The following is a 26,252-nucleotide window of genomic DNA, read 5'->3' as shown; positions in this document are numbered from 1 at the left end:
GTACGAACAACACGCCCTGCAGGCACAGTCGATCGTCTACCGGGCGCGGACCCGGAGCCCGCTCCGGCCAGGGTGGCAGCAGCGGTTCGACCAGGTTCCACAGCTCGTCGTCGACGATCCACGGTGCACTCACGCCACCACCAACGGACGAATCCTCACACCGGACACGGCCCACCAGCCCACATCCACGAGATCGTATTACGAGCTCTAAAGCAGAAATCTGAGACGGCGCCGTCTGCGCTGTCGTGGCCCGCTTGCTGACATCTATTCACCAATAGAGCTGTCAGGCCGTCCGCACATATAGGTGCGCTCGGGACGGGTAGACGCCATTGTTGGAGCTTGCAACATCTCGAACGGCGCAGGTTCGAACCCCATGGGGATGCCCTCGGCTCACTGTTGACCCAGGAACTTGGCTCGGCTCGCACGGCATAGCCGATCTGAAGTGCGCTCACTACCACGTCATCGCAGCCGCGCCAAACCGGGGATTATCCGGATCCTGTTCCTTGCCCGCCAGCGGCTCGCCGTATGCCCGCCATGCGGCCGGTGGGACACCGGCATACCCGTCGGTGGACGACGTCTGGTCACCCGGAGATACGCGATGCGCAGTCAGCCCCAGTCCACTGTCGAGACAGCTTTTCTGAACGTGCAGAACGCAGCGAAGTACCTCGGCATCTCGATGAACACCCTGTATGTGTGGCGCCATAGGCGGCAGGGGCCTCCCAGTTTCCGCATGGGCCCCGGCGGCCGGGTCATGTACCGCCGAGATCTGCTCGATGCGTGGCTGACCGAACAGCAGGAGGCCGATTCGCGGTCGAACCCGGTGCTCAACCCGCTGAACAAGCCGTCGAAGTCGCGCTCGACGCGCCCCAGTGGCTCGACGATGACGACCTAGGGGCTGGATGGGAACCGGTCCGGCCAGTGCGAACAAGTGATTGAAAAGGTCCTCTGCATGCGGAATTTCGTGCACGCGGAGGTCGTCTGTGTGGTGGGCGCGACACGGGGTGCGCCGGGCACGTGAGCAAACGGAACAGAAGAGGTCTCGAGTGGCAGGGTACATAGAGGACAGGTGGCTCAAGAAGCGGCCGAACAAGGAGACGGGCAAGCGTGAACGCACCGAACTGTGGGGGAAGCGCACCCGCTATCGGGTGAAGGGGATCCCAGGCGTTCAGGACCGCTCATTCGACACGGTCGCAGATGCCAAGGCATGGCTCGCCGAAGCTCAAACCGACTCACGTCGCGGCGAGTTCGTAGACGTTCGCGACGGTGAGATCACCTTCCGCGAGTACGTCGAGAAGCACTGGTGGCCGTCACAGGTCCACCCAGCGCAGACGTTGGAGAGCATGCGCTACCGGATCTGGGGACACCTGCTGCCGCACCTTGGCGAGACCGAGCTGCGGGACATCGGCGCTGCCGAACTCCGAAAGTGGTCCGCCGATGTGCAGCGCTCAGTCGGAGCCGGCACGGCGCACATCGCCTGGATCTATCTCAAGGCGATCATGCAGGCTGCGGTCGAGGACAAGCGGATCTTTCGTAACCCCTGCAAGGGCAACAGCAGCATCAAGCCGCCGAAGAAGCCGGAGCGGAAGGCGCGATCATGGGATCAGCCGCGTGTGGATGGTGTTCGCCGGGGGCTCTCCGAGCGCTACCAGGTCGCGCTCGACCTCGGTGTCGGGTGCGGTCTGCGTCAGGGTGAGGCGTTCGCGTTCAGCCCGGAGGACGTCCGGGGCGACTCGGTGCACATCGAACGGCAGATCCTGCGGCACCGCTCACAGCTGTACTTCGGCCCGCCGAAGGGCGGCAAGGAGCGCGACGTGCCGCTGACGGCTGCTCTTGCCATGCGGTTGCAGGTGCATCAGGAGCGGCTGAAGCCCGTCCTCGTGACCCTGCCGTGGCTGGACCCGGAGGAGCCGGACCTCCCCCGCGAGAAGCGGCGTACGGTGACCGTCCCGCTGCTGGTCACCACCACGCGACACGGGGCGATCAACCGCACCACCTGGAACACGAAGGCATGGAAGCCGGCGCTCGCCGAGGCGGGGGTGATCCCGCCTCTCCCGAAGCCGAAGCCAGGGGAGAAGGCAACCCGGGTCTGGGAGCCGAGCCGAGAACACGGATTTCATGTGCTGAGGCACACGTACGCTTCGGTCATGCTCGAGGCAGGCGAGTCGATCGTCTCCCTGGCGGCGTGGCTCGGACACTCCGACCCGGCCTTCACCCTGCGCACCTACACTCACTTCATGCCCCAGGCCGGAGCTCGCGGACTCTCCGCCATCGAGGCGTGGTTCACCGCCATCGACTGAAAGTCCCCGAGAAGTCCCCGGGGACGCGAGCAGCCGAAAAGATCATGCAAACGCGCAGGTCAAGACATGATCGACACGGGACCGGCCTGTACCCGGCGTACAGGCCGACTCTTCCGCCCGCTCCCCGCCCCTTCGAGGGGCCCGCCTCCTGGGCGGGAACGCCCCGCGACTACGCGGGATGCGCGCCCACGGCGTCGCGGATCTGCTCGCCGAGGCCGCCGTTGACCCGGGCGCAGTTGGCGCAGCAGAAGAACATCCCGGCCACTTCGACGCCGTGGCCCACGATCCGGACGTTGCAGTGCTCGCAGCGCGGCGCGAGCTTCTCCATCGCGCACTCGAAGCTGTCGAACGTGTAGGTGTCGCCGGTGACCGTCTTGATCTCGAAGGCCAGCCAGTAGTCGTTGCCGCAGGTCACGCAGATGGCCATGGCGGCCGTCTCCTTCCGGTGGGGCCGCCCCCGGCGGGGCGGCTGTTCCCAGTGTCGAAGGCCCGGTCGGTGGCGGCCACCCGGCGGGACTGTCGGGCGGACGGCGGGAGTCCCAGGAAGGGCTCTAGCGTTCGGCGAGCTCCGTCAGGGCACGGACGGCGCGTTCCGCGTCGTCGGCGGCGACGAACAGGTGGTCGTGGTGGAAGCCGGCCACCACGTTGCAGCTGATCCCGTCCTCGGCGAGCCGCCCGGCCACGGCCGCGGTCAGGCCGACGGCCTCCAGGGCCGAGTGGATCTGCAGGGTGATCCAGGCCGCCACGTACTCGTAGCGCAGCCCGAGCGCGTCCGCCTCCTCCTGGGTGACCACCACCGTCACCCCCTCGGGCTCGGCGACGGTCACCACCGGCCGCATGCCTGCGGGCACCTTCGCGGGGAGCGTGCAGTAGACGTACCGCCCCGGGTTGAGCTGCGGGCGCATTCCGCGCAGCAGCGTCGCAAGATCTCGTTCTCCGGCCATGCCCGCCACCGTAGCGGCTGGGTGGTGGACGCGCCCGGGGCGTGGCGGCCGTGTCGGGAACGGCGCAGGGGGCTGTCGGGGAATCGTCGGGGGAACTGTCGGCGGGCTATCGGCCAGTCGTTGACGAGCGACAGTCACCGATATATCGTCGAACTATCGAGACAGTAACTCGACTGTTTCGGCGAACCAGGAGGTGGGCGCCATGCGCTCAGGAATGCGATTTCGTGGAGAGGGCCCGCGCGGCGGCGGTCGCCGGCGTGGGCCGGGGCCCGAGTTCCGGGAGATGCCCGGGGAGGGCTTCGAAGGCCGGGAGGCGTTCGGCGGGTTCGGTCCGCCGTTCGGCGGCGGCGGCCCCGGGCGGCCGATGGGCGGCCCCTTCGGGCACGGCTTCGGCGGACACGGCGGCCGGCGGGGCGGCCCGCACGGGCGGCGTGGCGGCCGGGCCCGACGCGGCGACGTCCGCGCCTCGCTGCTCGCGCTGCTCAAGGAACGGCCGATGCACGGCTACGAGATGATCGCCGAGATCACCGAGCGGACCGGCGGGGCCTGGCGGCCCAGCCCGGGCTCGATCTACCCCAACCTCCAGCTGCTGGAGGAGGAGGGCCTGATCACCGCCGAGGAGGTCGGCGGCAAGCGGCTGGTCTCGCTCACCGATTCGGGCCGGGCCGTGGCCGAGGCCGGACCGGCGGAGCCGTGGGCGGAAGCCGGCCGGGAGGTCGACTGGGAGGCCGTCCAGGAGGTCGGCCAGGCGCTCGCCGCGGTCGACCAGGCGGTCCAGCAGGTCATGCGGACCGGCACCGAGGCGCAGCGCGCCAAGGGCCTCGCCGTACTGACCGAGGCCCGCAAGAAGCTGTACCTCATCCTCGCCGAGGATGACTGACCGGCGCGGGGGGAACCGGGCCGGCGTGACGGGCGGTGCCGCTGCTCACGGGCGGGCCACGAGCTGCCTACGGGCGGACCACGAACAGGGCCACGCAGACCAGCAGCAGCACCGCCCAACCGAACCAGAGCCAGCCGTTGGGCCCGATCGTCACCGTGTAGAGGCTCACCGCCAGCAGCAGCACCCCGGTGACCCCGGCGACCTGCCGGTTGTGGTGCGCGACCGCCGCCCGGGAGTCACTGCGCGGGTGTCGTACCGTCCTGGCCATGCCGACCTCCCGGGAAGGCGATGGGGAGCGGGCGGCCCGCCGGCCGGAGGCTCCGTCAGCCGGAAGCCTTGGCGGAGGCCGCCTCGTCGTACTCGTAACGCCAGAACCAGCTCAGGCCCCGAACCTGCTTGGCCCGGACGTACACCAGTGTGCGCGCGGCGACCCCACCGTGCGCGGGGACCGGGACCTTGTACTTCTTGGGCACGCCGAGCATCGGCCCCAGCGGGATCGGGAGGATCTTCCCGTCCAGGGGGCCGCCGACGAATGCGGTGTCCGCGCTCTTCACCCCTCCAGGGTCTCACCTCCGCGCGGGTGACCGGGGTCCCCCCGAGGTGACCGGGAACACCCCGGTGGGAGGGGGAACGGGAGGCCTCGTGAGGGCGGAGTGCCGGGAGTGTGCCCGGGGTGCGTGCGGGAGTGTGACCGGAGAGGCACCGCCCCCGGTCATCCGGAGGGCCCGCGCACCCCTATCCTTTCCTGTACGCCCTCGGGGTTCACCCGGGTCAGCGGGCCCCGTACGGGCCGGGCGAGGCGCGAATCCGCGTGCTCTCCGGCCGATCCGGCGCGGACAGCGTGCTGCCGCGACTTCGTACCGTGACCCGGGCGTCGGCCGTCCGGTGACCCCGGGCCGCGGTCGACAGGGCGCGGACGGCAAGGTCGAGCACCCCCGGGAAGCAGCGGGGGGCGCCGTGCGTTGCGTCGAGTGGTACGTCGAACGCTGTGCCGCACCAGGCACGGCAGTTGCGCGGAAGGGGCCCGATGGAAGCCGGCGGCAGGTGGACGACCTGGTGGCAGAAGCGTGAGCGTCAGCGGGCTCGGGCGGGGGACCCGGACGGCCCGGCCGTAGGACTCGATCAACTGCTCGGCGCGGCACGCGCCGGATTCCCGCTCGCCCCGGCCGCCCACCCGGCCGGCTACCGCTGTTCCTGTGACCGGGTGGCCTGTCCGGCCCCGGCCCAGCACCCGGTCTCCTTCGCCTGGCAGACCCAGGCCACCACCGACCCCGAACAGCTCTCCCGCTGGCTCGCCCGCGACCCGCAGGCCAACTTCATCACCGCCACCGGCCGGGTGCACGACGTCCTGGACGTCCCGGCCGAGGCCGGACGGCTGGCGCTGGAACGACTCACCGCGGCGGGCGTCGAAGGCCCGGTCGCCGCCGTCGGCGAGGACCGCTACCTGTTCTTCACCGCCACCCGCGGCACCCCGCAGGACGAGGACGAGTGGTGGCCGAGCGCGCTCGACTCCACCCCGGACACCATGTCCGAACACCCCGGCCTGCGCTGGCACTGCCGCGGCTCGTACACCCTGCTCCCGCCGGCCGCACTGCCGGACGGCTCCCAGGTGCGGTGGCTGCGCGGGCCCGAGCAGCCACTGCCGGACCCGCTGCGCGTCCTGGACGTGCTGACCGACGCCTGCACCGAGGTGGGCGCCGTCGCCGAGGAGCAGTGGCTCATCGGCTGACGGGCGCTGTGACTCGCCCGCTCGCCTCCGGGGCGCTCTGACCCGGTGCCGACGGTCGGCGCTCCAAGACCCCTCGTTCCTCGGGGCCTCTTCGCTTCTTCCTTTCGGCGCCGGCGCGCCCCTTCGGCTCGGGGCGGGGGCTCGCCCGCTCGCCTCCGGGCCGAAGGGGCTCGGGGCGGGCCCCGACGCGGGGTCACGGCAGGGTGAGGATCTCCGCGCCGTCCGCCGTGACCACCAGGGTGTGCTCGAACTGGGCGGTCCGCTTGCGGTCCTTGGTGACGACCGTCCAGCCGTCCGGCCACATCTCGTAGTCGTAGGTGCCCAGGGTCAGCATCGGCTCGATGGTGAAGGTCATGCCCGGCTTGATCACCTCGGTGGCCCGCTCGCTGTCGTAGTGCGGGATGATCAGGCCGGAGTGGAACGACGTGTTGATGCCGTGTCCGGTGAAGTCCCGCACCACGCCGTAGTCGAAGCGCTTGGCGTAGGACTCGATGACCCGGCCGATGACGTTGATCTGACGGCCCGGCTTGACCGCCTTGATCGCCCGGTTGAGGGATTCCCGGGTGCGCTCGACCAGCAGCCGGGACTCCTCGTCCACGTCGCCGACCAGGTAGGTGGCGTTGAGGTCGCCGTGCACCCCGTGGATGTACGCGGTGGCGTCGATGTTGATGATGTCGCCGTCCTGCAGCACGGTCGAGTCCGGGATGCCGTGGCAGATCACCTCGTTGATCGAGGTGCACACCGACTTGGGGAAGCCCCGGTAGCCGAGGTCGGACGGGTAGGCGCCGTGGTCGCACATGTACGCGTGGGCGACGGCGTCCAGCGCGTCCGTGGTGACGCCGGGGGCGATCAGCTTGGCCGCCTCCTCCATCGCCCGGGCCGCGATCCCGCCCGCGATCCGCATCTTCTCGATCGTCTCGGCGGTCTGCACCTCGGGCCCGGCGTACGGCGTCGGGGCGGGCCGCCCGACGTACTCGGGGCGCGCGATGTGTGCCGGGACCTTGCGGGTGGGGGACTGGATGCCGGGTACGAGAGCCATGGCCGCGAGTCTAGTCGCCGGGCCCCGGCCGGACGGGCGGTGTGCGGAGCCCCCCGGGCCGGGGAATGATCGGTATCGACCCCAGCTGTGAACGCCGACCGACTGAACGGGAGAACACCATGCCCCTCGGATTCCACCGCAAGCCGACCGGGAAGCCCGGCGAGTGGTTCTACTGCATCAAGCACGCCAAGGTCGAGGAGGGCCCGGAGTGCCCGGCCAAGGACCGCCTGGGGCCGTACGACAGCCCTGCGGAGGCCGCTCAGGCGCTGCAGATCGCGGACGAGCGCAACCGGGAGTGGCGCAACGACCCGCGGTGGACCGACAAGCCGAAGGACGGGGCCGAGTAGGCCGACGCCGGGCAGGTCAGCGCGGCTCGGGGGCGGTGAAGTACTCCTCGTCCACGCTCAGCACGACGAGGCGCCGCCCGCCCGCGAGCGCCTGGGCGGCGGCCTGGTCCACGGGCATCGCGGGCCTGGACTCCCGGTCGGCCCAGGCCTTCGTGGCGGCGTTCGGCGCGGAGAGCGTCCAGGGGAAGCCCACACCCGGGGTCGGGGGGCCGCCCGCGTCCTTCCGTTCGTCGAAGGCCAGGCTCACCCCGAGCAGGTCGTGCTCGCCGTCGCTGCGCGGGAAGCCGTACCAGAGTCCCTCGCCCGGCCGGGGCGAGGCGTTGGAGTCGACGGTCAGGGCGCCCTGGGCGGTCATCGCCTGCTCCCAGCGCGATCGGGCCTGCTGCGGATCGCCGCTCACCGCGAGGTACTTGACCACCTGTCGACGGCACTTCGGGGCCGGCCAGTGCGCCCCGAACCCGTCCGACCGGCTGGGATCGACCCCGCAGCCGTCCTGGACGCCCTCGCCGATCACCTGGGCGCCGGAGAGCGCCGGGAGCAGCGTGGCCAGCCGCCGGTCGATCTCGGCGGTGAGGGCCTGGTCGGCGGCGGCCACCTCGGAGGAGGCGGCCAGGGCCGCGACGTCCGGCACCGGCGAGTCGAGCGTGGTGCCGACCGCGGGACGGGCCTGGTCCGCCACCTTGTTGCCTCGCGACAGCGCCCAGCCGAGCGAGCCGACCACGGAGGTCACGACGACCACCACCGCCGCCCACTGCTTCCAGCCCCCGGTCTTCATGCCCGGCAGTCTAGGGCGCGGCCGTCGCCCGCGTGGCTGCCGAGCTCCAAGCACCTGAACACCGTCCCCGCCGCCGGATTCGGCGACGGGCCTACCAGCGGCTGATCGTGGGGGCCGCGGTGAGTCGGGCGGCCAGGTCGGCGAGGCGGTCGAGGGTGGTGCGGCGGCCGGAGGGCTGTGCGGCGGCGGTGCTGACCAGGTGTTGGGCGAGGTCGAAGGGTTCCTCGGCGGCGGTGCCGACGGCCAGTCGCTCGTGGGCGAGCCCGTCGAGGTCGCTCGGGGTGGTGGGGGCGGCGCCGTCGACGGCGAGGACGGTCGCGCCGTGCCGTCGGGCGTCGTGCACCCGTTCCAGCAGCGGGGTGCCGGCCGCCTTCGGGGCGACCACCAGGACGGTGGCGCCGCGTCCGGCGTCGGTGAGCCGCCGCAGGCCGTGCGCGAGGTGGGGTGGGGCGCCGACCGGTGGACGGTGCCGCAGCAGGGTGGGTGCCAGCCGGGGGACGGCCGACCAGGCGGCCTCGTCCTCGAGGTGGGCGGCCAGGTGCCAGGGCTCGTACGCCTCGGTGCCGACCAGCAGCAGCCCGCCGGCCCCGCGCCGCCGTTCCACCGAGTGCCGCAGTGACGCGGCGAAGTCCCCGACCGTCTCCCACCAGCCCGTGCCGGACAGCCGTTCACGGAGTGCCGAAACTCTCACCGCGTCCATGCGGGCCAGGATGTCGCGCCGGGCCGGGGATTTGGCAGGATCGGCCCATGACTTCCCTCGATTCAGCGACAAACCCGGCCCATGAGCTGCCGGACGTCTCGCAGCTGGTGGTCGGTGTCCTCGGCGGCACCGGTGACCAGGGGCGTGGTTTGGCCCTGCGGCTGGCCAAGGCCGGCCAGCAGGTGATCATCGGTTCCCGGGACGCCGCCCGGGCCGAGGCCTCGGCCGCCGAGCTGGGCCTCGGCGTGCGCGGTGCCGACAACGCCACCGTCGCCCGGGAGAGCGACGTGGTGATCATCGCGGTTCCGTGGGACGGCCACGCCGCGACGCTGACCGCGCTGCGCGAGGACCTGTCCGGCAAGATCGTCGTCGACTGCGTGAACCCGCTCGGCTTCGACAAGCAGGGCGCGTACGCGCTGAAGCCGGAGGAGGGCAGCGCCGCCCAGCAGGCCGCTGCGCTGCTGCCGGACTCCCGGGTCACCGCCGCCTTCCACCACCTCTCGGCGGTGCTGCTGCAGGACGAGTCGGTGGAGTCGATCGACACCGACGTCATGGTGCTGGGCGAGGACCGGGCCGCCACCGACATCGTGCGCGCCCTGGCCGCCCGGATCCCCGGCATGCGCGGCATCTACGCGGGCCGGCTGCGCAACGCCCACCAGGTCGAGGCGCTGGTGGCCAACCTGATCTCGGTCAACCGCCGCTACAAGGCCCACGCGGGCCTGCGGATCACCGACGTGTGACCGATGGACGCCGTGTCGACCTCACCCCTGGACCCGCTCCGGAGGTGAGGTCGGCGACAATGGGTGGCGGCCGCAACCCGGCCCGGCCGCACCCGTTTCGTCGGCCGCACCCGTTCTAGGAGCCTTCCGCCATGCCCCGCACGTCCCTGCTCGCCCTGATCGTCGTCGTCCTCGCGCTGGCGGCCGCCGTCTTCTCGCTGACCCAGGGCCTGTGGCTGGGCCTGATCTGGGTGCCGCTGGCCGGCGTGGCCAGCAACGTGCTGTGGCTGAACCGCCGCCAGGCGAAGATCGCCGAGGCCGCCGCCTCGGCCGCCGAGCGGGGCTAGCAGGAGCTGGCTCCGGGCTGGTTCGGGCTGGTTCCGGGCTAGTTCTTCCAGAAGCTGAACAGGTACCGGCCGAGCGTCGCGTAGTCCTGGTCCACGCCGAAGAGGTTCATCAGGTCGTGGACGATCCCGAAGAAGAACGAGTTCACCGAGGGCTGCCACAGCAGCGCGAAGATCGCGAGCATCCCGTACGGCGCGAACGGCTCGACGGCGCGTCGCGTCTTGTACGACAGCCAGGGCTCGACGATGCCGTATCCGTCCAGGCCGGGCACCGGCAGCAGGTTCAGCACCGCCGCGCTGAGCTGGAGGAAGCCGAGGAAGCCGAGCGCGCCGGAGAACGGCGAGATGGTCAGCTCGTAGCCGTTCCAGAACGCGTGCACCGTCGGGTCGTCCAGCCAGCCCGCGCCGATCGGGATCAGCAGCGCCCCCGCGATCACCAGGTTGACCAGCGGCCCGGCCGCCGAGATCAGGCTGTGCTTGAGCCGGCCCTGGATGCGGTGCCGCTCGATCCACACCGAGCCGCCGGGCAGGCCGATGCCGCCGAGGATCACGAAGACGATCGGCAGCACGAAGCTGAGCAGCACGTTGGCGTACTTCAGCGGGTTGAGCGTGAGGTAGCCCTTGGCGCCGACGGTGATGTCGCCGCCGTGCAGCGCGGTGCGCGCGTGGGCGTACTCGTGCAGGCAGAGCGAGACCATCCAGCCCGCGACCACGAACAGGAACACCCCGAACGAGGCGTTGCCGTAGCCCGAGTACACCGCCCAGCCGGAGGTGCCGAATATGGCGAGGAGTACCCAGAACACCGGGCTGATCCGGCGGTCCTCGCTGCGGGAGCGCGGCGTGGCGGCGAAGGTCATGGTGTGGATGCTCCGTGGGCAGGGGGAGGGCGGGATACGGGCCGGGGTCGATCATGCCGGGCGGGCCGGTGACCGGACAAGCCGCTCCGGGTGAACGTCCGAACACCCGGCCGCGTTCCGTCGCGGGCAGGGGACGCCGGGCAGCGGGCATGGGGCAGCGGGCATGGGGCAGCGGGCAGGGGGCGCCGGGGCCGCCAGCACAATTGTGCGGCTGTACCCCCGCCGATCGACCAGAATGGTCCGGTGCACTACGGCATCCTCGGGACGACCACGGCCCACCACGACGACGGAACCCCGGTGCCGCTCGGCGGCGCCCGGCTCCGGGCGCTGCTCACCGCACTGGCCCTGCGGCAGGGCCGCCCGGTGCCGGCCGACCTGTTGGTGGACGAGGTGTGGGACGCCGACCCGCCGCAGGACTCCTCCGCCGCGCTGCAGACCCTGGTCGGCCGGCTGCGCCGCACCATCGGCCGGGACGAGATCGGCTCCGGCCCGGCCGGGTACTGGCTGACCGGCCCCGGCACCGACCTCGCCGACTTCCAGCGGCTGAGCGCCGAGGGCCGCCGCGCCCTGGACGCCGGGGACCACGCGGCCGCCGCCGAGCGGCTGCGCGCCGCCCTGGCGCTGTGGCGCGGCCACGCCCTCGCCGACCTGCCGGACCGCACCGGGCCGGCCGCCCGGCTGGAGGCCCAGCGCGAGGAGGCCCGCCGGCACCGGATCACCGCCGATCTCGGGCTCGGCCGGGCCGCCGACCTGGTCGCCGAACTCGCCGAGCTGTGCGAGCGGCAGCCGCTGGACGAACCACTGCAGCTGTTGATGATCCGGGCGCTGCGCGAGAGCGGCCGGACGGCCGACGCGCTGCGCCACTACGAGCGGACCAGGCGCGCCCTGGCCGACGAGCTCGGCGTCGACCCGGGCCGACAACTCCAGTCCGTGTACGCCGAGTTGCTCGCCCCCGCCGCGGAGAAGGAATCGACGCCGGCGCCGGAGCCGACCAGGGCCGCCGCGACGCCCCAACCTCCGCGCGCCGGCGGCAACCTGCGCAGCCGGCTGACCAGCTTCGTCGGCCGGGAGGCGGATCTCGCCGCGCTGCGCGACCTGCTGACGGAGCGTCGGCTGGTGACGCTGACCGGCCCCGGCGGCTCCGGCAAGACCAGTCTCTCGGTCGAGGCCGGTCGGGCCGAACAGTCCGCCGGGGCCTGGCCGGACGGCGTCTGGGTGGCCGAACTCGCCCCGCTGGAGAGCCCGGACGCGGTGCCCGCCGCCGTGGTCTCCGCGCTCGGCCTGCGCGAGATCGTGCTGCACAGCACCAGCATGGTCGCCGAGGTGATCGAGAAGCGGGTCGAGAACCCGGTGCGCCGGCTGGTCGAGCACTGCGGCCACCGCCGGATGCTGCTCGTCCTGGACAACTGCGAGCACCTGATCCAGGCCGCCGCCGACCTCGCCGACGTGCTGCTCGCCGAGTGCCCCGGGCTGACCGTGCTCGCCACCAGCCGCGAGCCGCTCGGCGTGCCCGGCGAGACGGTGCTGCCGGTCGAGCCGCTGCCCGACCCGGTCGCGCTGCGGCTGTTCGCCGAGCGCGCCGCCACCGCCCGTCCCGGCTTCGACCCGCAGGGCGACCCGGCGGCCTGCGCCGAGATCTGCCGCCGACTGGACGGGCTGCCGCTGGCCATCGAGCTGGCCGCCGCCCGGCTGCGGGTGATGACGGCCCGCCAGATAGCCGACCGGCTGGACGGCCGGTTCGCGCTGCTCACCGCGGGCAGCCGCACCCTGCTGCCGCGCCAGCAGACCCTGCGCGCGGTGGTCGACTGGAGCTGGGACCTGCTGGGCAAGCGGGAGCGCGCGGTGCTGCGCCGGCTCTCGGTGTTCTCCGGCGGCTGGCAGCTGGAGGACGCCGAGGCGGTCTGCGCCGACGGCCTCGACGTGGCCCCCGGGGAGGTCGCCGACCTGCTGTTGTCGCTGGTCGACAAGTCGCTGCTGGTCGCCGACCTGGACGGCGCCAGCCTGCCGCGCTACCGGATGCTGGAGACCATCCACGAGTACGCGGACGAGCGGCTCGCCGGGTCCGCCGCCGAGCGCGCCGCCACCGAGGCCCGCCACCTGGCGCACTTCCGTGCCCTGGTCGCGGAGGCCGACCGGTACATCCACGGCCCCCAGCAGCTGCACTGGCTGACGGTGCTGGATCGCGAGCAGGACAACATCCGGGCCGTGCTGCGCCGCGCGGTCGACCTGCGGGACGAGGAGCAGGCGCTGGTCCTGTGCCTCGGCATGAGCTGGTACTGGTCGCTGCGCGGCTACAGCATGGAGGCCCGTAACTGGTACAACGCGGTCGCCGCCCTGGGACCGGACCCGCTCGCTCCGGACGTCCCGCCGCCGGTGCCGCTGGAGCGCGGCGTGCTCGCGTACGGCGTGCCGATGCCCGACGGCGTGGTGGAGGAGGCCCGTCGGCTGCTCGCGATGTACCAGCTGATCGGGCTGTTCGAGGGGAACCTGGACGTGATCGGCGACCAAGACGCGGCCGCCGTCGCCCAGGGGCTGCTGGACGTCTACACCCCGGAGCTGCCGCAGGGCTACCGGTTCCCGGCGCTGATGCGAGTGTTCGGCGCCTTCCTGTCCGGCCGGCCGGAACTGATGAAGGACCTGCTGGACGACGCCGTGCGCGGCTGCGAACAGTACGGCGGGTCGAGCGACCTGGCGTTCATCCTGCAGGTCCGGGCCCGGATGCTGAACGACTGGCCGAGCGGTGCGGATCAGAGCGTCGCGGACGGCGAGCGCTCGCTGGAGCTGTACGAGCGGGCCGGCAACCTCTGGGGGGTCTCCCAGGCGCTGGCCGCCCACGGCGAGAGCCTGGCCAACCGGGGCGAGTCCGAGGCCGCCGCGGCCGCGTACGCGCGGGCGATCGAGCTGGCCGAGGAGCTGGGGGCGCCGCAGGAGATCCCGATCCTGCAGGTGCACCTCGGCACCGCCCTGCTGGAGTACGACATGGAGCGCGGCGAGCGGGTGATCCGGGAGGCGCTGGCCTCCATCGTCTCCCCGGGCACCGACCAGTCCACCACCGGCGCCCTGATGTTCGGCCACCTGACGCTCAGCGGCATCCACGCCCAGCGCGGCGAGTACGGGCCGGCCCTGGCCGAGCTGGACAGGCTCGGGGTGGTCAACGTGGGCGGCTTCGCGCCGAGCGTCGTGGCCGGGCTGTTGACCAGCGCCCGGGGCTGGATCACGGCCCGGGCCGGCGACCCGGACCGGGGCCTCGCCATGCTGCGCGAGGGCCGGCGGCTGCTGCGCTCGCTCACGGCCGCGAGCGGCTTCGCCGAGCACATGACGGTGATGGTGGTTCCCGCCGTCATCGCGGTGCTGTGCACCTTCGCCGAACGCGACGGGGACCTGGCGCGGGCCGAGGTGGCGGCCGTGCTGACCGGTGCGTACGGCGGGCTGCACGGCCCGAAGGGCGGCTACCTCGACCGGGTCGAGCGTGAGCGTTCCGTCGGCATCCTGCGGGAGCTGCTCGGCACCGAGGCGTTCGAGGAGGCCCGCGCCCGCGGTGACGAGATGACCCAGCAGCAGACCCACGAGCTGCTGGAGGAGTTGATCGGCGAGCAGTCGGGCGAGCAGCCGGTCGACCTGGCGGACGAGCAGTCGGGCTAGCGGCCGGGCGAGCGGTGAGGGCCCGGCCGGCCGGTGACCGTCCCCTGGTCACCGGCCCGCCGGGCCCGGACGACGGCCGGCGCCTGTCCCGGGCAGCCGGCCGCCCTGCCCGCCGTCCCTCCTTCCGCGGAGGGCCGGCGGAGGCCTTTTCCTCGAAGAGGGGTCAGGTCCGCTTGCGGAACCGGGCCACCGCGAGCGGGGCGAAGACCGCGGTGATGGCGGCGGACCAGATCATCACGATCATCACCGGGTGGGCCACCGGGCCCTGGCCGTTGAGCAGCGCCCGGGAGGCGTCGGCCAGTGCGGACAGCGGGTTGACCTTGGTGAAGGACTGCAGCCAGCCCGGCATGGTGCTGGTCGGGGCGAAGATCGAGCTGCCGAACTGCATCGGCATCAGGACCAGCATGGACACGCCCTGGACGGCCTGGGCGCTGCGCAGCGCCATGCCCAGCAGCATCGATATCCAGACGATCGACATGCCGAACACCAGGGCCAGGCCGATCGTGGCCAGTACCTCCAGGAGGCCGGTCTTCACCTCGAAGCCGATGCACATCGAGAAGCCGATCAGGATCGCGAAGGAGAGCAGCCCGCGGAGGGTCTCGGCGGCGATCTTGGAGAGCAGGACGGAGGCCCGACCGATCGGCAAGGTCCGGAAGCGGTCCATCACGCCGGTCTGGAAGTCGCTGTTGAGGCCGGTGCCGACGGCCATCGCGAGGGTGAGGCCGGTCTGCCCGAGCAGGCCGGGGACCAGGTACTGCCGGTAGGTTTCCTGGTCGCCGGCCATCGCCCCGCCGAAGACGTAGACGAACAGCACGGTGAAGATCACCGGCATCAGCACGGCGTCGAACATCGACTCCGGGTCGGCCTTGATCCGCATCAGGTTGCGCCGGGTCAGCGCGCCGACGTGGCGCAGCGTCCCGGACAGGCCGATCCGGGAGTCCTCGACCCGGGCGGGGGCGAGCGTGGCGGTGGTCATGCGACGGGCTCCTTGGCGAGGCTGGGGGCGGGCACCGCGTCGGCGGGCTTGCCGGTGATGGCGAGGAAGACCTCGTCGAGGCTGGGCACCTTGGTGTCGATGCCGGCGATCGCGAAGCCACGGCCGCCGAGCACGCCGATCACCGCGGTCAGCTGCTCGTCGCCGGTGATCGGCACCGCGAGCAGGCCGGTGTCGGCGGAGTAGGTGGCGGTGCTGACGCCGTTGTCGCGCAGGCAGCGGGCCATCTCGGGCAGATCGGCCGGGTCGGCCGGGCGGACCTGGAGGGTCTGGCCGCCGACCTTGGCCTTGAGTTCGGACACCAGGCCGTTGGCGATGACCTTGCCGCGGTCGATGACGGTCAGCTCGTTCGCGAGCTGCTCCGCCTCCTCCATGTACTGGGTGGTCAGCAGCACGGTGGTGCCCTCGGCGACCATCCGCTGCACCTCGTCCCAGACCTCGTTGCGGGTGCGCGGGTCCAGGCCGGTGGTGGGCTCGTCCAGGTAGAGCACCCGGGGGCGGCCGATCATGCTGGCGGCCAGGTCGAGGCGGCGGCGCATGCCGCCGGAGTAGGTCTTGGCGGTCCGCTTGGCGGCCTCGGTGAGCGAGAACCGCTCCAGCAGCTCGTTCGCGCGGGTCCTGGCCTCACGGCGGGAGAGGTCGAGCAGCCGGCCGATCAGGTAGAGGTTCTCGTACCCGGAGAGGAGCTCGTCGACGGAGGCGTACTGGCCGGTGAGGCCGATCGTGCGGCGCAGCTGCTTGGGCTGGCGCAGGACGTCGTACCCGCCGACGTGGGCGGTGCCGGCGTCCGGCTTGATCAGGGTGGAGAGGACCCGGACCAGGGTGGTCTTGCCCGCGCCGTTGGGGCCGAGCACGCCGAGGACGGTGCCCTCCCGCACGGTGAGGTCGACCCCGTCGAGGGCCTTGGTGGTGCCGTACTGCTTGACGATGCCGCGGACCTCGACGGCGTTGCCGGCGGCGGCTCCCCGGTCGTTCGGGGCGGTGGCGATTCGTGTCATGCCACCAGGTTGTCCGCCCCGGCTGTCAGCCCCCTGTCAGCGCGGCGGCGGCCGCGGCGGTCCGCTGCCAGGCGGCTGTCACGCCGCTGTCAGCGCCGTCCGGGCATGACAGCGGCCCTGCTCCGAGCCCTTCGGTTCGGAGCAGGGCCGGACGCTTCGGTTCGGAGCGGGGCCGGACGGCCGGTCAGTGGAAGCTGTGCTCCTCCGCGGGGAAGGCACCGCCGCGGACGTCCTCGTCGAAGGCCCGGGCGGCGTCGCCCAGGACGGCCCGCAGGTTGGCGTACTGCTTGACGAACTTCGGCACCCGGCCGGCCGTCATGCCGGCCATGTCGGTCCAGACCAGCACCTGGGCGTCGGTGCCGGGGCCGCCGCCGATGCCGACGGTCGGGATCGCGAGCTGCTCGGTGACCTGGGCGGCCAGTTCGGCCGGCACGGCCTCCAGCACCACCGAGAAGGCGCCCGCCTGCTGGACCGCCTTGGCGTCGCGCAGCAGCTGGTGCGCCGCCTCGTCGCCGCGGCCCTGGACCGGGTAGCCGCCGAAGGCGTGCACGGACTGCGGGGTGAGGCCGATGTGCGCCATCACCGGGATGCCGGCCTCGACCAGCAGCTCGATCGAGCGGGCGCTGCGCTCGCCGCCCTCCAGCTTGACCGCGCCGACCCCGGCCTCCTTCATCAGCCGGGCCGCGTTGTGCATGGCCTGCGCGGGGGACTCCTGGTACGAGCCGAACGGCAGGTCGGCGACGATCATCGACCGCTTGGTGCCGCGGACGACGGCGGCGGAGAGCATCACCATCTGATCCATGGTCACCGGGACGGTGGTCTCGTAGCCGAGGTGGCAGTTGCCCGCCGAGTCGCCGACCAGCAGCACCGGGATGCCGGCCTCGTCGAACACGCCTGCGGTCAGGGCGTCGTAGGCGGTGAGCATCGACCACTTCTCGCCGCGCTGCTTGGCGGAGGCGAGGTCGCGGACGGTGATGCGGCGGCTGGTGACCCCGCCGTAGAGGGTGGCGGTCGACGCCTGGTTCTGGGCAGGCGAAGGCGAAGAAGCGTTCATGGAACGGACTCCTGAAGGGTTGTCGTCTCGTGGCGCCGTACGGCGTCCCCGGATCACCTCCATGCTTGCACGCCCCGGCGCGCGCGCAAAGAGGGGTGCGTTCGTCCCGGTGCGATCCGTGACACACCCGGGCCCGTCGCCTCGGACGGCGGCCTCGGACTTTGCCTCGTTTTTACGAAACGGGGTCGTCTCGTATCGTATTCCCCGCTACTCTGGTGCGGGGGGTTACGAGACGTTTCCGACTCGGAATTGCCCGCCAGTGCCACGCCAACACGGACGGGAAGACCAATGACCACCGCAGCCGCGCCACCCCGCGTGCCGGAAGCCATCCACCGTCGGCGCTGGGCGATCCTCTGCACCCTCGTGCTCGCCCTGCTCGTCGTCGTGCTCGACAACTCGATCCTCAACGTCGCGATGAAGACCATCGCGACCCCCGCTCCGGTCGGCCTCGGCGCCACCCAGAGCGACCTGGAATGGTCGATCAACTCCTACACCCTGGTGTTCGCCGGGCTGCTCTTCACCTCGGGCCTGCTCGGCGACCGCTTCGGCCGCAAGCTCGCCCTGCTGGCCGGCATGGTGGTCTTCGGCATCGCCTCGCTGCTGTCCGCGATGGCCGGCTCGCCCGGTGAACTCATCGGCTTCCGCGGCCTGATGGGCGTCGGCGCCGCGCTCGCGATGCCCGCCACGCTGGCGATCATCATGAACGTCTTCGAACGCTCCGAGCAGCCCAAGGCGATCGGCATCTGGGCGGGCGCGGTCGGCCTGGCCATCGCCATCGGCCCGATCACCGGCGGCCTGCTGATCGAGCACTTCTGGTGGGGCTCGGTCTTCCTGATCAACGTCCCGATCGTGATCGTCGCGGTGATCGCGATGGTGATCCTGGTGCCCGAGTCCAAGGACCCCAACCCGGGCAAGCTCGACCCGGTCGGCGTGCTGCTGTCGATCATCGGCCTGGTCGCGCTGATCTACGGCATCATCAAGGGCGGCGAGCTGGCCGACTTCACCGCCGTCGAGGCCTGGGCACCGACCCTGACCGGTGTGGTCGCGCTGGTCGCCTTCGTCTGGTTCGAGCGCCGCACCGCGTTCCCCGCGCTGGACGTCTCCTGGTTCCGCAACAAGGTGTTCAGCGCCTCCGTGGTGGTCGTCGGCGTGATCTTCTTCGCGCTGATGGGCGTCTCCTTCTTCGGCGTCTTCTACATCCAGAGCGTGCGCGGCTACAGCGCGCTGCAGGCCGGTCTGCTGATGCTGCCGCTGGCCGTCGCCCAGCTGCTGTTCGCGCCGCGGGCCCGGCTGGTGGTCGACCGCTTCGGTGTCGCCGCCACCGCCGCGACCGGCATGGTGCTGGTCGCGCTCGGCTTCGTCGGCTACATCGTGCTGACCGCCACCACCCCGATCTGGGTGCTGATCGTGCTCGGCCTGGTGATGGGCGCCGGCATGGCGCACGTCATGCCGCCGGTCACCGTCGCGATCATGGGCTCGCTGCCCCGCGAGAAGGCCGGCGCCGGTTCGGCCGTCAACAACACCTTCCGTCAGGTCGGCGGCTCGCTGGGCGTCGCCGTGCTCGGCGCGGTGCTCTCCACCGTCTACCGCGACGGGATGTCCGACACGCTGAACCAGCTGCCCGAGAACCTGCGCGACAAGGCCGGCGAGTCGCTGGAGGCCACCCTGGCCATCGCCGACCGGATCCCCGGCGGCAAGGCCCTGATCGCCCCGGCGAACGACTCCTTCATCCACGCCATGCACGTGGTCGCCTCGCTCTCGGTGGGCATCTCGCTGGTCGGCGCGCTGGTCGCCTGGTTCCTGCTGCCGCGCCGCACCGCCGCCCCCGGCGCTCCGGCCGCCCCGGCCGGTCCGGCGGGCGAGCAGGCGGACGCGAGCCGGGAGACCGCGGCCGCGGAGGCCTGACCGGCGGCCGGGTCGCAGGACGGCTCGGGCCGCAGGACGGCTCGGGCCGGACCACGGCTCGGGCCGCAGGACAGCCGAGAGACAATGGCCCTGCCGACCGGTGCACCCGGTCGGCAGGGCCTCGGCCCGGCGGCGGGCCCCCGCCCGCCGTACGGACCGCCCATGACACGGACGGCGCCCGCGCGCCCCGGGGACAGCGAGGGAGAACAGCGGGGATGAAGACGGACACCCCGACCGCCGACACCGAGCAGGACTGCGCCGCCGACGCTGACGCCGACGCCGGCCAGGCCTGCGCCGCCGCACGCCGCGGCCGGCCGCGCAGCGAGGCCGCCGAACAGGCCATCTTCACCGCGGTGGTGGACCTCATGGCGAGCGGCACCACGATGTCCGAGCTCACCATCGAGGGCATCGCCACCGCCGCCGGCGTCGGCAAGGCCACCATCTACCGGCGCTGGCCCAACAAGGAGGCTCTGCTCGTCGACGTGGTCGGCAAGCTGGAGGCCCCGATGCCGGAGCCGAGCGGCGGCGGCGCGCGGGCCGACCTGATCGAGATGGTCGACTACATGCGCCGGCGCGGCCTCGCCAAGCGCACCCGCTGGGTGCTCAAGGCCGCCATGGGCCAGATGCAGAGCCTGCCCGAGCTGCACAACGTGTACCGCGAGCGGGTGGTCAAGCCGCGCCGTGACGCGGGGCTGGACCTGATCCGCCGCGCCATGGACGAGGGCGTGCTCCGCTCCGACCTCGACCTGGACCTGCTCGGCGACCTGCTGATGGGCCCGATCCTCTACCGCAGCATCCTGTGGGACGACTCCGACCTGGAGGACCCGGACCTGGCCCGCAAGATGGTCGACGCGCTGCTCCAGGGCCTCGCGCCGCGCTGACCCCGGGCCGTCGTCGAGCCGTCCTCCAGCAGCCGTCGGGCCGTCGTCGGGCCGCACCGCACCGCCACCGGAGCGTCCTGACGGGACGTGGCCTAACTCACCAAACCGGGCCACGCCGGAACCCGCTCCGGGAGCGTGACGTCTGTCCCGGCATAGGCTGAGCCGGGTATCCGATCGAACCGGCACCGGTCCGGTGCCGCGCCCGTCCCCACGGGCCGGATCCGGGCCGGCGGACGGCACGAGCGAACGGGAGCCACGGAATGGCGCAGGCGGACAGGACCGAACGGATCGCGGCCCCCGGAGGTGCCGACGACTCGGCCCCGGCGGTCCGGTTCGGCGGCCTCCTCGGCCTGCGGGACTGGGGCCGGGACGCCCGCGGCGCCACCACCTGGCGGCGCGGCCTGGTGGTCGCCGTCCTGGCCGGGCTCACCGCCGCGCTGCTCGCCTTCCACGCCGAGGTGCCCAACAGCGTCGGCAACCTCGGGAGCCTGCTGGAGACCTTCCTGCCCTGGCTGGGCCTGGCCGTCCCGGTGCTGCTGGTGCCCGCGCTGCTGCGCCGCTCCGCCACCGCGCTGCTCGCCCTGCTGCTGCCCGTCGTGCTCTGGGTCAACCTGTTCGGCGGCCTGCTGACCGACAAGAGCGGCGGCAAGGGCGACTGGACGGTGGTCAGCCACAACGTGGCCGCCGCCAACACCGACGTGCCGGGCACCATCCGGGGGCTGGTCGCCTCCGGCGCCCAGGTCGTCGCCCTGCAGGAACTGGCGGGCAGGGCGATGCGCTCGTACGAGACCGGGCTCGCCGAGGCCTACCCGTACCACACGGTGGAGGGCACGGTCGGGCTCTGGTCGAAGTACCCGATCAGCGGGGTCGCGCCGGTGGACCTCAAGATGGGCTGGACCAGGGCGTTCCGGGCCCAGGTCGGCACCCCGCAGGGCCCGGTCGCGGTGTACGTCGCGCACCTGCCCTCGGTGCGGCTGAAGGCCGAGGGCGGCTTCACCGTCAACCAGCGGGACGCCAGCGCGCAGGCGCTCGGCGACGCGATCGAGGCCGAGCCGCTCAAGAAGGTGCTGCTGCTCGGCGACCTCAACGGCACCATGAACGACCGCAGCCTGGCGCCGGTCACCTCGCAGATGCGCTCGGCCCAGGGCGCCGCCGGGGACGGCTTCGGCTTCAGCTGGCCGGCGTCCTTCCCGATGGCCCGGATCGACCAGATCATGAGCAAGGGCGGGCTCGAACCGGTCGACTCCCGCACCCTGCCCCGGGACGGCAGCGACCACCTCCCGGTGGTCGCCACCTACCGGTACGACGCGTAGCGCTCGTCTCAGCCGTGCCGCCAGCGGTTGGTGATCGGCAGTCGGCGGTCCCGGCCGAAGTTCTTGACCGAGATCTTCGGGCCCGGCGGGTACTGGCGCCGCTTGTACTCGGCGGTGTCGACGAGCCGCACCACCCGGTCCACCACGGCCGGGTCGAAGCCGGCCGCCACGATCGCGTCCCGGCCCTCGTCGCCCTCGATGTAGCGCGCCAGCACGCTGTCCAGCAGGTCGTAGTCGGGCAGCGAGTCGCTGTCCACCTGGTCCGGCCGCAGCTCGGCGGACGGCGGCTTGACGATGGTGTTCTCCGGGATCGGCGCCACCTCGCCGCGCCGCTCGGCCTCCTCGTTGCGCCAGCGGGCCAGCCGGAAGATCAGGGACTTGTACACGTCCTTGATCGGCCCGAACGCGCCCACCGAGTCGCCGTACAGGGTCGAGTAGCCGACGGCCAGCTCGCTCTTGTTGCCGGGCGCGAGCACGATGTGCCCCTCCTGGTTGGAGATCGCCATCAGCAGGGTGCCGCGCAGCCGGGACTGCAGGTTCTCCTCGGCCAGGCCGGTCAGCTCGGTGGCGGCCAGGTAGGCGTCGAACATCGGGGCGATGGAGACGGTCCGGAAGTGCAGCCCGGTGCGGCGGGCCAGCTCGGCCGCGTCGTCCTTGGAGTGCTCGGAGGAGTAGCGGCTGGGCATCGAGACGCAGTGGACGTTCTCGGCGCCGATCGCGTCCACCGCGATCGAGGCCACCAGCGCCGAGTCGATGCCGCCGGACAGGCCGATCAGCACCGACCTGAAGCCGTTCTTGGCGACGTACGCCCGGGTGCCGGAGACCAGCGCGGCCCAGATCTCGGCCTCGTCGGACAGCCGCGGCGCGACCTCGGCGGTCAGCTGCTCGGTGGGCACTGGCTGCGGCTCGCCGTCCAGCTCGGTGCGGACCAGGTGCAGCCCGTCGCTCAGCAGCAGGCCGTCGGTGTGGTCGCTGCTGGCGGCCGGCAGGTCGAGGTCCAGCACCAGCAGGTGCTCCTCGAACTGCGGGGAGCGGGCGAGGACTTCGCCGTCCGCGCCGACCACGATCGAGTCGCCGTCGAAGACCAGCTCGTCCTGGCCGCCGACCATGTTGACGTACGCCAGGGCGCAGCCCGCCTCGGCGGCCCGGCGCCGGACCAGCTCCAGCCGCTGGTCGTCCTTGTTCCGCTCGTACGGCGAGCCGTTGATCACCAGCAGCAGCCCGGCCTCGGCCTCGCGGGCCGCGGTGACCCGGCCGCCGTCCTGCCAGATGTCCTCGCAGACGGCCAGCGCGACGTCCACCCCGTGCACCCGGACCACCGGCAGCTGGTCGCCCGGGACGAACCAGCGGAACTCGTCGAACACGCCGTAGTTGGGCAGGTGGTGCTTGGCGAAGCGGGTCACGACCTCGCCCCGGTGCAGCACGGCGGCGCAGTTCTGCGGCGACCCGGCCGGGCGGTTGAAGCGCGGCGAGGCGTGCTCGGAGCGCCCGAGGTAGCCGACCACCACCGGCACCTCGCCCAGCCCGTCGGCCGCCAGCCGGCCGGCCAGCTCGACCAGCGCGCCGCGGGAGGCCTCGACGAAGGAGCGCCGCAGGGCGAGGTCCTCGACCGGGTACCCGGTGAGGGCCATCTCGGGGAAGGCGACCAGCTGCGCGCCGGCCTCGACGGCCTGCCTGGTCCAGCGCACCACCTCATCGCTGTTGCGGGCGAGGTCACCGACCCAGGGGTCGATCTGGCTCAGGGCGAGACGGAGATTGGGCATGCCCCCGAGTGTAATCGTCTATCTGACGCAATGTCCCGCGAGGGGGGTCGGTCCAGGGTCGGTCCGAAGCCGGCCCGGGGTTGTTCCGCGGTTGTTCCGGGGCTGTTCCCGGGCCGATCCAGGGCCGATCCAGGGGGTCGGCACTGCCGGACCGGGCGGTGATCGGCCATGATGGGGGCATTCGCCGCCAGGGGTCTTCCGGAGGCCGCCCGGGCGTAACACGAGCGTAAAGAGCAGAGGTGAGACTGTCCCCATGGGCAAGCAGCAGCAGTTCGTGCTTCGGACGCTCGAAGAGCGTGACATCCGGTTCGTCCGGCTGTGGTTCACCGACGTGCTCGGGTTCCTCAAGTCGGTCGCGGTGGCGCCGGCCGAACTGGAGCAGGCCTTCGAGGAAGGCATCGGGTTCGACGGCTCCGCGATCGAGGGCTTCGCCCGGGTGTACGAGTCCGACATGATCGCCAAGCCGGATCCGACCACCTTCCAGATCCTGCCGTGGCGCTCGGAGACCCCGGGCACCGCCCGGATGTTCTGCGACATCCTGATGCCGGACGGCTCACCGTCCTACGCCGACCCCCGGTTCGTGCTCAAGCGCACCCTGGAGAAGGCCTCCCAGCAGGGCTTCACGTTCTACACCCACCCGGAGATCGAGTTCTTCCTGCTGAAGAACCTGCCCGGCGACGGCACCGCGCCGATCCCCGCCGACCAGTCCGGCTACTTCGACCACACCCCGCGCGGGGTCGGCCACGACTTCCGCCGCCAGGCGATCACCATGCTCGAGTCGATGGGCATCTCGGTCGAGTTCTCGCACCACGAGGGCGCCCCCGGCCAGCAGGAGATCGACCTGCGCTACGCCGACGCGCTGTCCACCGCCGACAACATCATGACCTTCCGGCTGGTCATGAAGGAGGTCGCGCTGGAGCAGGGCGTGCACGCGAGCTTCATGCCCAAGCCCTTCTCCGAGCACCCCGGCAGCGGCATGCACACCCACCTCTCGCTGTTCGAGGGCGACCGCAACGCCTTCCACGAGTCCGGCGCCGAGTACCAGCTCTCCAAGGTCGGCAGATCCTTCATCGCCGGCCTGCTGAAGCACGCCGCCGAGACCGCCGCCGTCACCAACCAGTGGGTGAACTCCTACAAGCGGATCTGGGGCGGCTCCCAGCGCACCGCCGGGGCCGGCGGCGAGGCGCCGTCCTACATCTGCTGGGGCCACAACAACCGCTCGGCGCTGATCCGGGTGCCGATGTACAAGCCGGGCAAGCAGGGCTCCACCCGGATCGAGGTCCGCTCCCTCGACACCGGCTGCAACCCCTACCTCGCCTACGCCGTCACCCTCGCGGCCGGCCTGAAGGGCATCGAGGAGGGCTACGAGCTCCCGCCCGGTGCCGACGACGACGTGTGGGCGCTGTCCGACTCCGAGCGCCGCGCCCTCGGCATCCAGCCGATGCCGCAGAACCTCGGCGAGGCCATCGACCTGATGCAGCGCAGCGAACTCGTCGCCGAGACGCTGGGCGAGCACGTGTTCGACTTCTTCCTGCGCAACAAGCGCCAGGAGTGGGAGGAGTACCGCTCCGAGGTCACCCCGTTCGAGCTGCGGAAGAACCTCCAGGTGCTCTGACGGATCCGTCGGTCATCGCGTGGGCCTGGTCCGGTCGGACCAGGCCCACGCCGCTCGTGTGGCCGACCGGACCGCGGTCGGATCCGCGCCTCGGCCGCCTTGAGCGAACCGTCAGGCGGTCCTACGTTGTTGGTGGGTTGGACGGGCGGCATCCCCCGCGCACGTTAATCCGTTGGGCCAATGCGGTTACTCTGCAGCGATGCGAGCCGTGACCGGGTGACGGAGAGGCGTATCCAGAAGGTCCGTTTGCGGATCATCCTGGAGTGTCATGCGTATTCGAATCACCACCCTGGTCCTGTCCGGACTGACCTCGGCCGCCCTCGTGTGGGGTGCCGGCTCCGCGGCCTACGCCTCGCCCGTCGTCGACCACAGCGCGTCCTCCGAATCGGCTGGGGCCCAGGGCGAATGGGTCGACAGCCTCCTTCGTCAGGCCGAGAGGGACAACGGCGACGCCACCGGCACCTTGGCCTTCAGCGGCCGTGGTGCCCTCAAGTCCGGGCCGGTGTTCAGCCAGACCTACCGAACCGACGGTGGCACCGAGATCGACGGAACCTCGGCCGACATTCCGGCGGCGGACAGCGCGAAGCCAGTCGACGTTCCGGCGGTGGACGGCGCGAAGCCGGTCGACGTTCCGGCGGTGGACGGCGCGAAGCCGGTCGACGTTCCGGCGGTGGACGGCGCGAAGCCGGCCGACGCCCCCGAGCGGGACAAGGCGGGCGAGCCGGGCGAGGAAGGAACCAAGCAGGACGAAGTGGGTCAGCCGAGCGAGGAAGGAGCCGAGCGCGGTCGGCCCGTGGCCCAGCCGTCGACGCTCGCGCTCCCCGAGGGCCTGTCGGCCGGTAGCGGCAAGCGCTGCGACGAAGGCAAGCACGGCCACGGCGTCCACCACGGCCCCGGCTGCTCCTGCCGCCCCTGCGAGCACGTCAGCCATGGTGAGCACGGTGAGCATGGTGAGCACGGTGAGCATGGTGAGCACGGTGAGCACGGTGAGCACGGCGGGCAGGAGCAGGGGCAGCACGGCGAGCAGAACCAGTCCCAGGGCCAAGGCCAGCACGTCGACGTGACCGTCACCGTGCAGAACAACCTCAACAACAGCGCCAGCAACTCGAACAAGCAGGCCTCGCACAACGTGAACAAGGTCAAGTTCGTCGCGGAGGAGCGAGCGCCGTACAAGACGGTCCACCTGGGCGGCCACGAGCACGAGGCGAAGGGCGGGCACCACAACGCGGGCGAGCAGCGCCCGGCCGGGCACAGCCACGAGGAGCTGGCCCAGACGGGGAGCCAGGAGGCGCCGGTGCTGATCGGCCTCTCGGCGGCGTTCCTCGCGGCGGGCGCGGCAGCCATGCGGGTCAGCCGACGGCGTGCATGACCGGGACCGTCCCCCGGGGTGCCGGGTAGCGCCCCGCCCGGCCGGTCAACGGCCGGGCAAGACGGCGAACCAGGGGCTGGTGCGCCG

The 26,252-nt window shown here is 72.1% G+C and carries 26 protein-coding genes; 13 read left to right on the top strand and 13 right to left on the bottom strand.

The genetic code is table 11. The annotated features are described in order from the left end of the window. Positions 1-133 (bottom strand): transposase (locus ACZ52J_RS24430; protein ID WP_465621665.1); only part of this gene is annotated, 133 nt, incomplete at its 3' end. 465 nt (positions 134-598) lie between these two features. Between ACZ52J_RS24430 and ACZ52J_RS24425 the strand changes: the two genes are divergently transcribed. Further along, the gene (locus ACZ52J_RS24425; RefSeq protein WP_465621653.1) at positions 599-892 is read left to right on the top strand and encodes a helix-turn-helix domain-containing protein; all 294 of its coding nucleotides are present in this window, start codon (positions 599-601) and stop codon (positions 890-892) included. 151 nt (positions 893-1,043) lie between these two features. Continuing rightward, entirely contained in the window at positions 1,044-2,297 is a 1,254-nt protein-coding gene (locus tag ACZ52J_RS24420) for a tyrosine-type recombinase/integrase (RefSeq protein ID WP_465621652.1), read from the top strand. 169 nt (positions 2,298-2,466) lie between these two features. On the opposite strand, the gene ACZ52J_RS24415 is transcribed toward ACZ52J_RS24420, so the two are convergent. Together ACZ52J_RS24415 and ACZ52J_RS24410 are read right to left on the bottom strand one after the other, a co-directional pair. Further along, on the bottom strand, positions 2,467-2,724 hold the full coding sequence (locus ACZ52J_RS24415) for a Prokaryotic metallothionein (protein ID WP_360492696.1): 258 nt from the start codon (positions 2,722-2,724) through the stop codon (positions 2,467-2,469). Positions 2,725-2,848: 124 nt separating this feature from the next. Then, positions 2,849-3,241: an ACT domain-containing protein gene (locus ACZ52J_RS24410; RefSeq protein WP_465621651.1), complete on the bottom strand. Its 393-nt coding sequence runs from the start codon at positions 3,239-3,241 to the stop codon at positions 2,849-2,851. A gap of 202 nt (positions 3,242-3,443) precedes the next feature. Between ACZ52J_RS24410 and ACZ52J_RS24405 the strand changes: the two genes are divergently transcribed. Continuing rightward, the gene (locus tag ACZ52J_RS24405) at positions 3,444-4,121 is read left to right on the top strand and encodes a PadR family transcriptional regulator (RefSeq protein WP_396287791.1); all 678 of its coding nucleotides are present in this window, start codon (positions 3,444-3,446) and stop codon (positions 4,119-4,121) included. 67 nt (positions 4,122-4,188) lie between these two features. On the opposite strand, the gene ACZ52J_RS24400 is transcribed toward ACZ52J_RS24405, so the two are convergent. Next, a complete protein-coding gene (locus tag ACZ52J_RS24400) occupies positions 4,189-4,389 on the bottom strand; it encodes a hypothetical protein (RefSeq protein ID WP_465621649.1) in 201 nt (66 codons plus the stop codon). A 55-nt stretch (positions 4,390-4,444) separates the two neighbouring features. Further along, positions 4,445-4,675, bottom strand: coding sequence for a hypothetical protein (locus ACZ52J_RS24395; protein WP_465621648.1), 231 nt, complete (start codon positions 4,673-4,675; stop codon positions 4,445-4,447). 473 nt (positions 4,676-5,148) lie between these two features. On the opposite strand from ACZ52J_RS24395, the gene ACZ52J_RS24390 reads away from it, so the two are divergent. Next, on the top strand, positions 5,149-5,850 hold the full coding sequence (locus ACZ52J_RS24390; protein WP_360492683.1) for a bifunctional DNA primase/polymerase: 702 nt from the start codon (positions 5,149-5,151) through the stop codon (positions 5,848-5,850). A gap of 193 nt (positions 5,851-6,043) precedes the next feature. On the opposite strand, the gene map is transcribed toward ACZ52J_RS24390, so the two are convergent. Beyond that, positions 6,044-6,889, bottom strand: coding sequence for a type I methionyl aminopeptidase (gene map, locus ACZ52J_RS24385; protein WP_465621646.1), 846 nt, complete (start codon positions 6,887-6,889; stop codon positions 6,044-6,046). A gap of 119 nt (positions 6,890-7,008) precedes the next feature. Here map and ACZ52J_RS24380 point away from each other — a divergent pair, with 119 nt between their 5' ends. Next, on the top strand, positions 7,009-7,236 hold the full coding sequence (locus ACZ52J_RS24380) for a hypothetical protein (protein ID WP_360492677.1): 228 nt from the start codon (positions 7,009-7,011) through the stop codon (positions 7,234-7,236). Positions 7,237-7,252: 16 nt separating this feature from the next. On the opposite strand, the gene ACZ52J_RS24375 is transcribed toward ACZ52J_RS24380, so the two are convergent. Both ACZ52J_RS24375 and ACZ52J_RS24370 read right to left on the bottom strand, forming a co-directional pair. After that, a complete protein-coding gene (locus tag ACZ52J_RS24375; protein ID WP_360492674.1) occupies positions 7,253-8,011 on the bottom strand; it encodes a hypothetical protein in 759 nt (252 codons plus the stop codon). 91 nt (positions 8,012-8,102) lie between these two features. Next, positions 8,103-8,711, bottom strand: coding sequence for a hypothetical protein (locus ACZ52J_RS24370; RefSeq protein ID WP_465621644.1), 609 nt, complete (start codon positions 8,709-8,711; stop codon positions 8,103-8,105). Positions 8,712-8,758: 47 nt separating this feature from the next. Here ACZ52J_RS24370 and npdG point away from each other — a divergent pair, with 47 nt between their 5' ends. Both npdG and ACZ52J_RS24360 read left to right on the top strand, forming a co-directional pair. Next, positions 8,759-9,451 (top strand): NADPH-dependent F420 reductase, encoded by a 693-nt coding sequence (npdG, locus tag ACZ52J_RS24365; RefSeq protein ID WP_360492668.1) that lies wholly within the window; start codon positions 8,759-8,761, stop codon positions 9,449-9,451. A 131-nt stretch (positions 9,452-9,582) separates the two neighbouring features. Next, entirely contained in the window at positions 9,583-9,777 is a 195-nt protein-coding gene (locus ACZ52J_RS24360) for a hypothetical protein (RefSeq protein ID WP_465621642.1), read from the top strand. A 38-nt stretch (positions 9,778-9,815) separates the two neighbouring features. Here ACZ52J_RS24360 and ACZ52J_RS24355 read toward each other — a convergent pair whose 3' ends face one another. Further along, positions 9,816-10,631 carry a site-2 protease family protein gene (locus ACZ52J_RS24355; protein WP_465621640.1) on the bottom strand — a complete coding sequence of 272 codons (816 nt, stop codon included), beginning with the start codon at positions 10,629-10,631 and terminating at the stop codon, positions 9,816-9,818. A gap of 243 nt (positions 10,632-10,874) precedes the next feature. Here ACZ52J_RS24355 and ACZ52J_RS24350 point away from each other — a divergent pair, with 243 nt between their 5' ends. Next, positions 10,875-14,273, top strand: coding sequence for an AfsR/SARP family transcriptional regulator (locus ACZ52J_RS24350; protein ID WP_465621638.1), 3,399 nt, complete (start codon positions 10,875-10,877; stop codon positions 14,271-14,273). Positions 14,274-14,436: 163 nt separating this feature from the next. On the opposite strand, the gene ACZ52J_RS24345 is transcribed toward ACZ52J_RS24350, so the two are convergent. The 3 genes from ACZ52J_RS24345 to panB form a co-directional block, all read right to left on the bottom strand. Beyond that, complete coding sequence (locus ACZ52J_RS24345) at positions 14,437-15,249, bottom strand: ABC transporter permease (RefSeq protein WP_465621637.1); 813 nt, start codon at positions 15,247-15,249, stop codon at positions 14,437-14,439. Then, a complete protein-coding gene (locus tag ACZ52J_RS24340) occupies positions 15,246-16,265 on the bottom strand; it encodes an ATP-binding cassette domain-containing protein (RefSeq protein WP_465621635.1) in 1,020 nt (339 codons plus the stop codon). Before ACZ52J_RS24340 ends, ACZ52J_RS24345 begins: the two co-directional genes overlap by 4 nt. A gap of 184 nt (positions 16,266-16,449) precedes the next feature. Further along, on the bottom strand, positions 16,450-17,319 hold the full coding sequence (gene panB, locus ACZ52J_RS24335) for a 3-methyl-2-oxobutanoate hydroxymethyltransferase (protein ID WP_465621633.1): 870 nt from the start codon (positions 17,317-17,319) through the stop codon (positions 16,450-16,452). A gap of 288 nt (positions 17,320-17,607) precedes the next feature. Here panB and ACZ52J_RS24330 point away from each other — a divergent pair, with 288 nt between their 5' ends. The 3 genes from ACZ52J_RS24330 to ACZ52J_RS24320 all read left to right on the top strand — a co-directional run bounded on the left by ACZ52J_RS24330 (position 17,608) and on the right by ACZ52J_RS24320 (position 21,418). Further along, complete coding sequence (locus ACZ52J_RS24330; RefSeq protein WP_465621631.1) at positions 17,608-19,224, top strand: MFS transporter; 1,617 nt, start codon at positions 17,608-17,610, stop codon at positions 19,222-19,224. 215 nt (positions 19,225-19,439) lie between these two features. After that, positions 19,440-20,105 (top strand): TetR/AcrR family transcriptional regulator, encoded by a 666-nt coding sequence (locus ACZ52J_RS24325; protein WP_465621629.1) that lies wholly within the window; start codon positions 19,440-19,442, stop codon positions 20,103-20,105. A 260-nt stretch (positions 20,106-20,365) separates the two neighbouring features. Beyond that, positions 20,366-21,418, top strand: a complete 1,053-nt coding sequence (locus tag ACZ52J_RS24320) for an endonuclease/exonuclease/phosphatase family protein (RefSeq protein ID WP_465621627.1) — start codon at positions 20,366-20,368, stop codon at positions 21,416-21,418. 8 nt (positions 21,419-21,426) lie between these two features. Here ACZ52J_RS24320 and ACZ52J_RS24315 read toward each other — a convergent pair whose 3' ends face one another. After that, positions 21,427-23,181: an NAD+ synthase gene (locus tag ACZ52J_RS24315; RefSeq protein WP_465621625.1), complete on the bottom strand. Its 1,755-nt coding sequence runs from the start codon at positions 23,179-23,181 to the stop codon at positions 21,427-21,429. A 253-nt stretch (positions 23,182-23,434) separates the two neighbouring features. Here ACZ52J_RS24315 and glnA point away from each other — a divergent pair, with 253 nt between their 5' ends. Next, on the top strand, positions 23,435-24,796 hold the full coding sequence (gene glnA / locus ACZ52J_RS24310; protein WP_465621622.1) for a type I glutamate--ammonia ligase: 1,362 nt from the start codon (positions 23,435-23,437) through the stop codon (positions 24,794-24,796). A 268-nt stretch (positions 24,797-25,064) separates the two neighbouring features. Beyond that, positions 25,065-26,165, top strand: coding sequence for a hypothetical protein (locus ACZ52J_RS24305; protein ID WP_465621620.1), 1,101 nt, complete (start codon positions 25,065-25,067; stop codon positions 26,163-26,165). The last annotated feature ends 87 nt before the right edge of the window (positions 26,166-26,252 follow it).

It is taken from the genome of Kitasatospora sp. NPDC034035 (assembly GCF_055575755.1).
This window is presented reverse-complemented; position numbering and strand designations above follow the sequence as displayed.

Bases quoted from the DNA above. Each gene is read 5' to 3' on its own strand.
- ACZ52J_RS24425 (WP_465621653.1), top strand. From the start codon at position 599: ATGCGCAGTCAGCCCCAGTCCACTGTCGAGACAGCTTTTCTGAACGTG.
- ACZ52J_RS24415 (WP_360492696.1), bottom strand. From the start codon at position 2,724: ATGGCCATCTGCGTGACCTGCGGCAACGACTACTGGCTGGCCTTCGAG.
- ACZ52J_RS24410 (WP_465621651.1), bottom strand. From the start codon at position 3,241: ATGGCCGGAGAACGAGATCTTGCGACGCTGCTGCGCGGAATGCGCCCG.
- ACZ52J_RS24405 (WP_396287791.1), top strand. From the start codon at position 3,444: ATGCGCTCAGGAATGCGATTTCGTGGAGAGGGCCCGCGCGGCGGCGGT.
- ACZ52J_RS24400 (WP_465621649.1), bottom strand. From the start codon at position 4,389: ATGGCCAGGACGGTACGACACCCGCGCAGTGACTCCCGGGCGGCGGTC.
- ACZ52J_RS24390 (WP_360492683.1), top strand. From the start codon at position 5,149: ATGGAAGCCGGCGGCAGGTGGACGACCTGGTGGCAGAAGCGTGAGCGT.
- map (WP_465621646.1), bottom strand. From the start codon at position 6,889: ATGGCTCTCGTACCCGGCATCCAGTCCCCCACCCGCAAGGTCCCGGCA.
- ACZ52J_RS24380 (WP_360492677.1), top strand. From the start codon at position 7,009: ATGCCCCTCGGATTCCACCGCAAGCCGACCGGGAAGCCCGGCGAGTGG.
- ACZ52J_RS24375 (WP_360492674.1), bottom strand. From the start codon at position 8,011: ATGAAGACCGGGGGCTGGAAGCAGTGGGCGGCGGTGGTGGTCGTCGTG.
- ACZ52J_RS24370 (WP_465621644.1), bottom strand. From the start codon at position 8,711: ATGGACGCGGTGAGAGTTTCGGCACTCCGTGAACGGCTGTCCGGCACG.
- npdG (WP_360492668.1), top strand. From the start codon at position 8,759: ATGACTTCCCTCGATTCAGCGACAAACCCGGCCCATGAGCTGCCGGAC.
- ACZ52J_RS24360 (WP_465621642.1), top strand. From the start codon at position 9,583: ATGCCCCGCACGTCCCTGCTCGCCCTGATCGTCGTCGTCCTCGCGCTG.
- ACZ52J_RS24355 (WP_465621640.1), bottom strand. From the start codon at position 10,631: ATGACCTTCGCCGCCACGCCGCGCTCCCGCAGCGAGGACCGCCGGATC.
- ACZ52J_RS24345 (WP_465621637.1), bottom strand. From the start codon at position 15,249: ATGACCACCGCCACGCTCGCCCCCGCCCGGGTCGAGGACTCCCGGATC.
- ACZ52J_RS24340 (WP_465621635.1), bottom strand. From the start codon at position 16,265: ATGACACGAATCGCCACCGCCCCGAACGACCGGGGAGCCGCCGCCGGC.
- panB (WP_465621633.1), bottom strand. From the start codon at position 17,319: ATGAACGCTTCTTCGCCTTCGCCTGCCCAGAACCAGGCGTCGACCGCC.
- ACZ52J_RS24330 (WP_465621631.1), top strand. From the start codon at position 17,608: ATGACCACCGCAGCCGCGCCACCCCGCGTGCCGGAAGCCATCCACCGT.
- ACZ52J_RS24325 (WP_465621629.1), top strand. From the start codon at position 19,440: ATGAAGACGGACACCCCGACCGCCGACACCGAGCAGGACTGCGCCGCC.
- ACZ52J_RS24320 (WP_465621627.1), top strand. From the start codon at position 20,366: ATGGCGCAGGCGGACAGGACCGAACGGATCGCGGCCCCCGGAGGTGCC.
- ACZ52J_RS24315 (WP_465621625.1), bottom strand. From the start codon at position 23,181: ATGCCCAATCTCCGTCTCGCCCTGAGCCAGATCGACCCCTGGGTCGGT.
- glnA (WP_465621622.1), top strand. From the start codon at position 23,435: ATGGGCAAGCAGCAGCAGTTCGTGCTTCGGACGCTCGAAGAGCGTGAC.
- ACZ52J_RS24305 (WP_465621620.1), top strand. From the start codon at position 25,065: ATGCGTATTCGAATCACCACCCTGGTCCTGTCCGGACTGACCTCGGCC.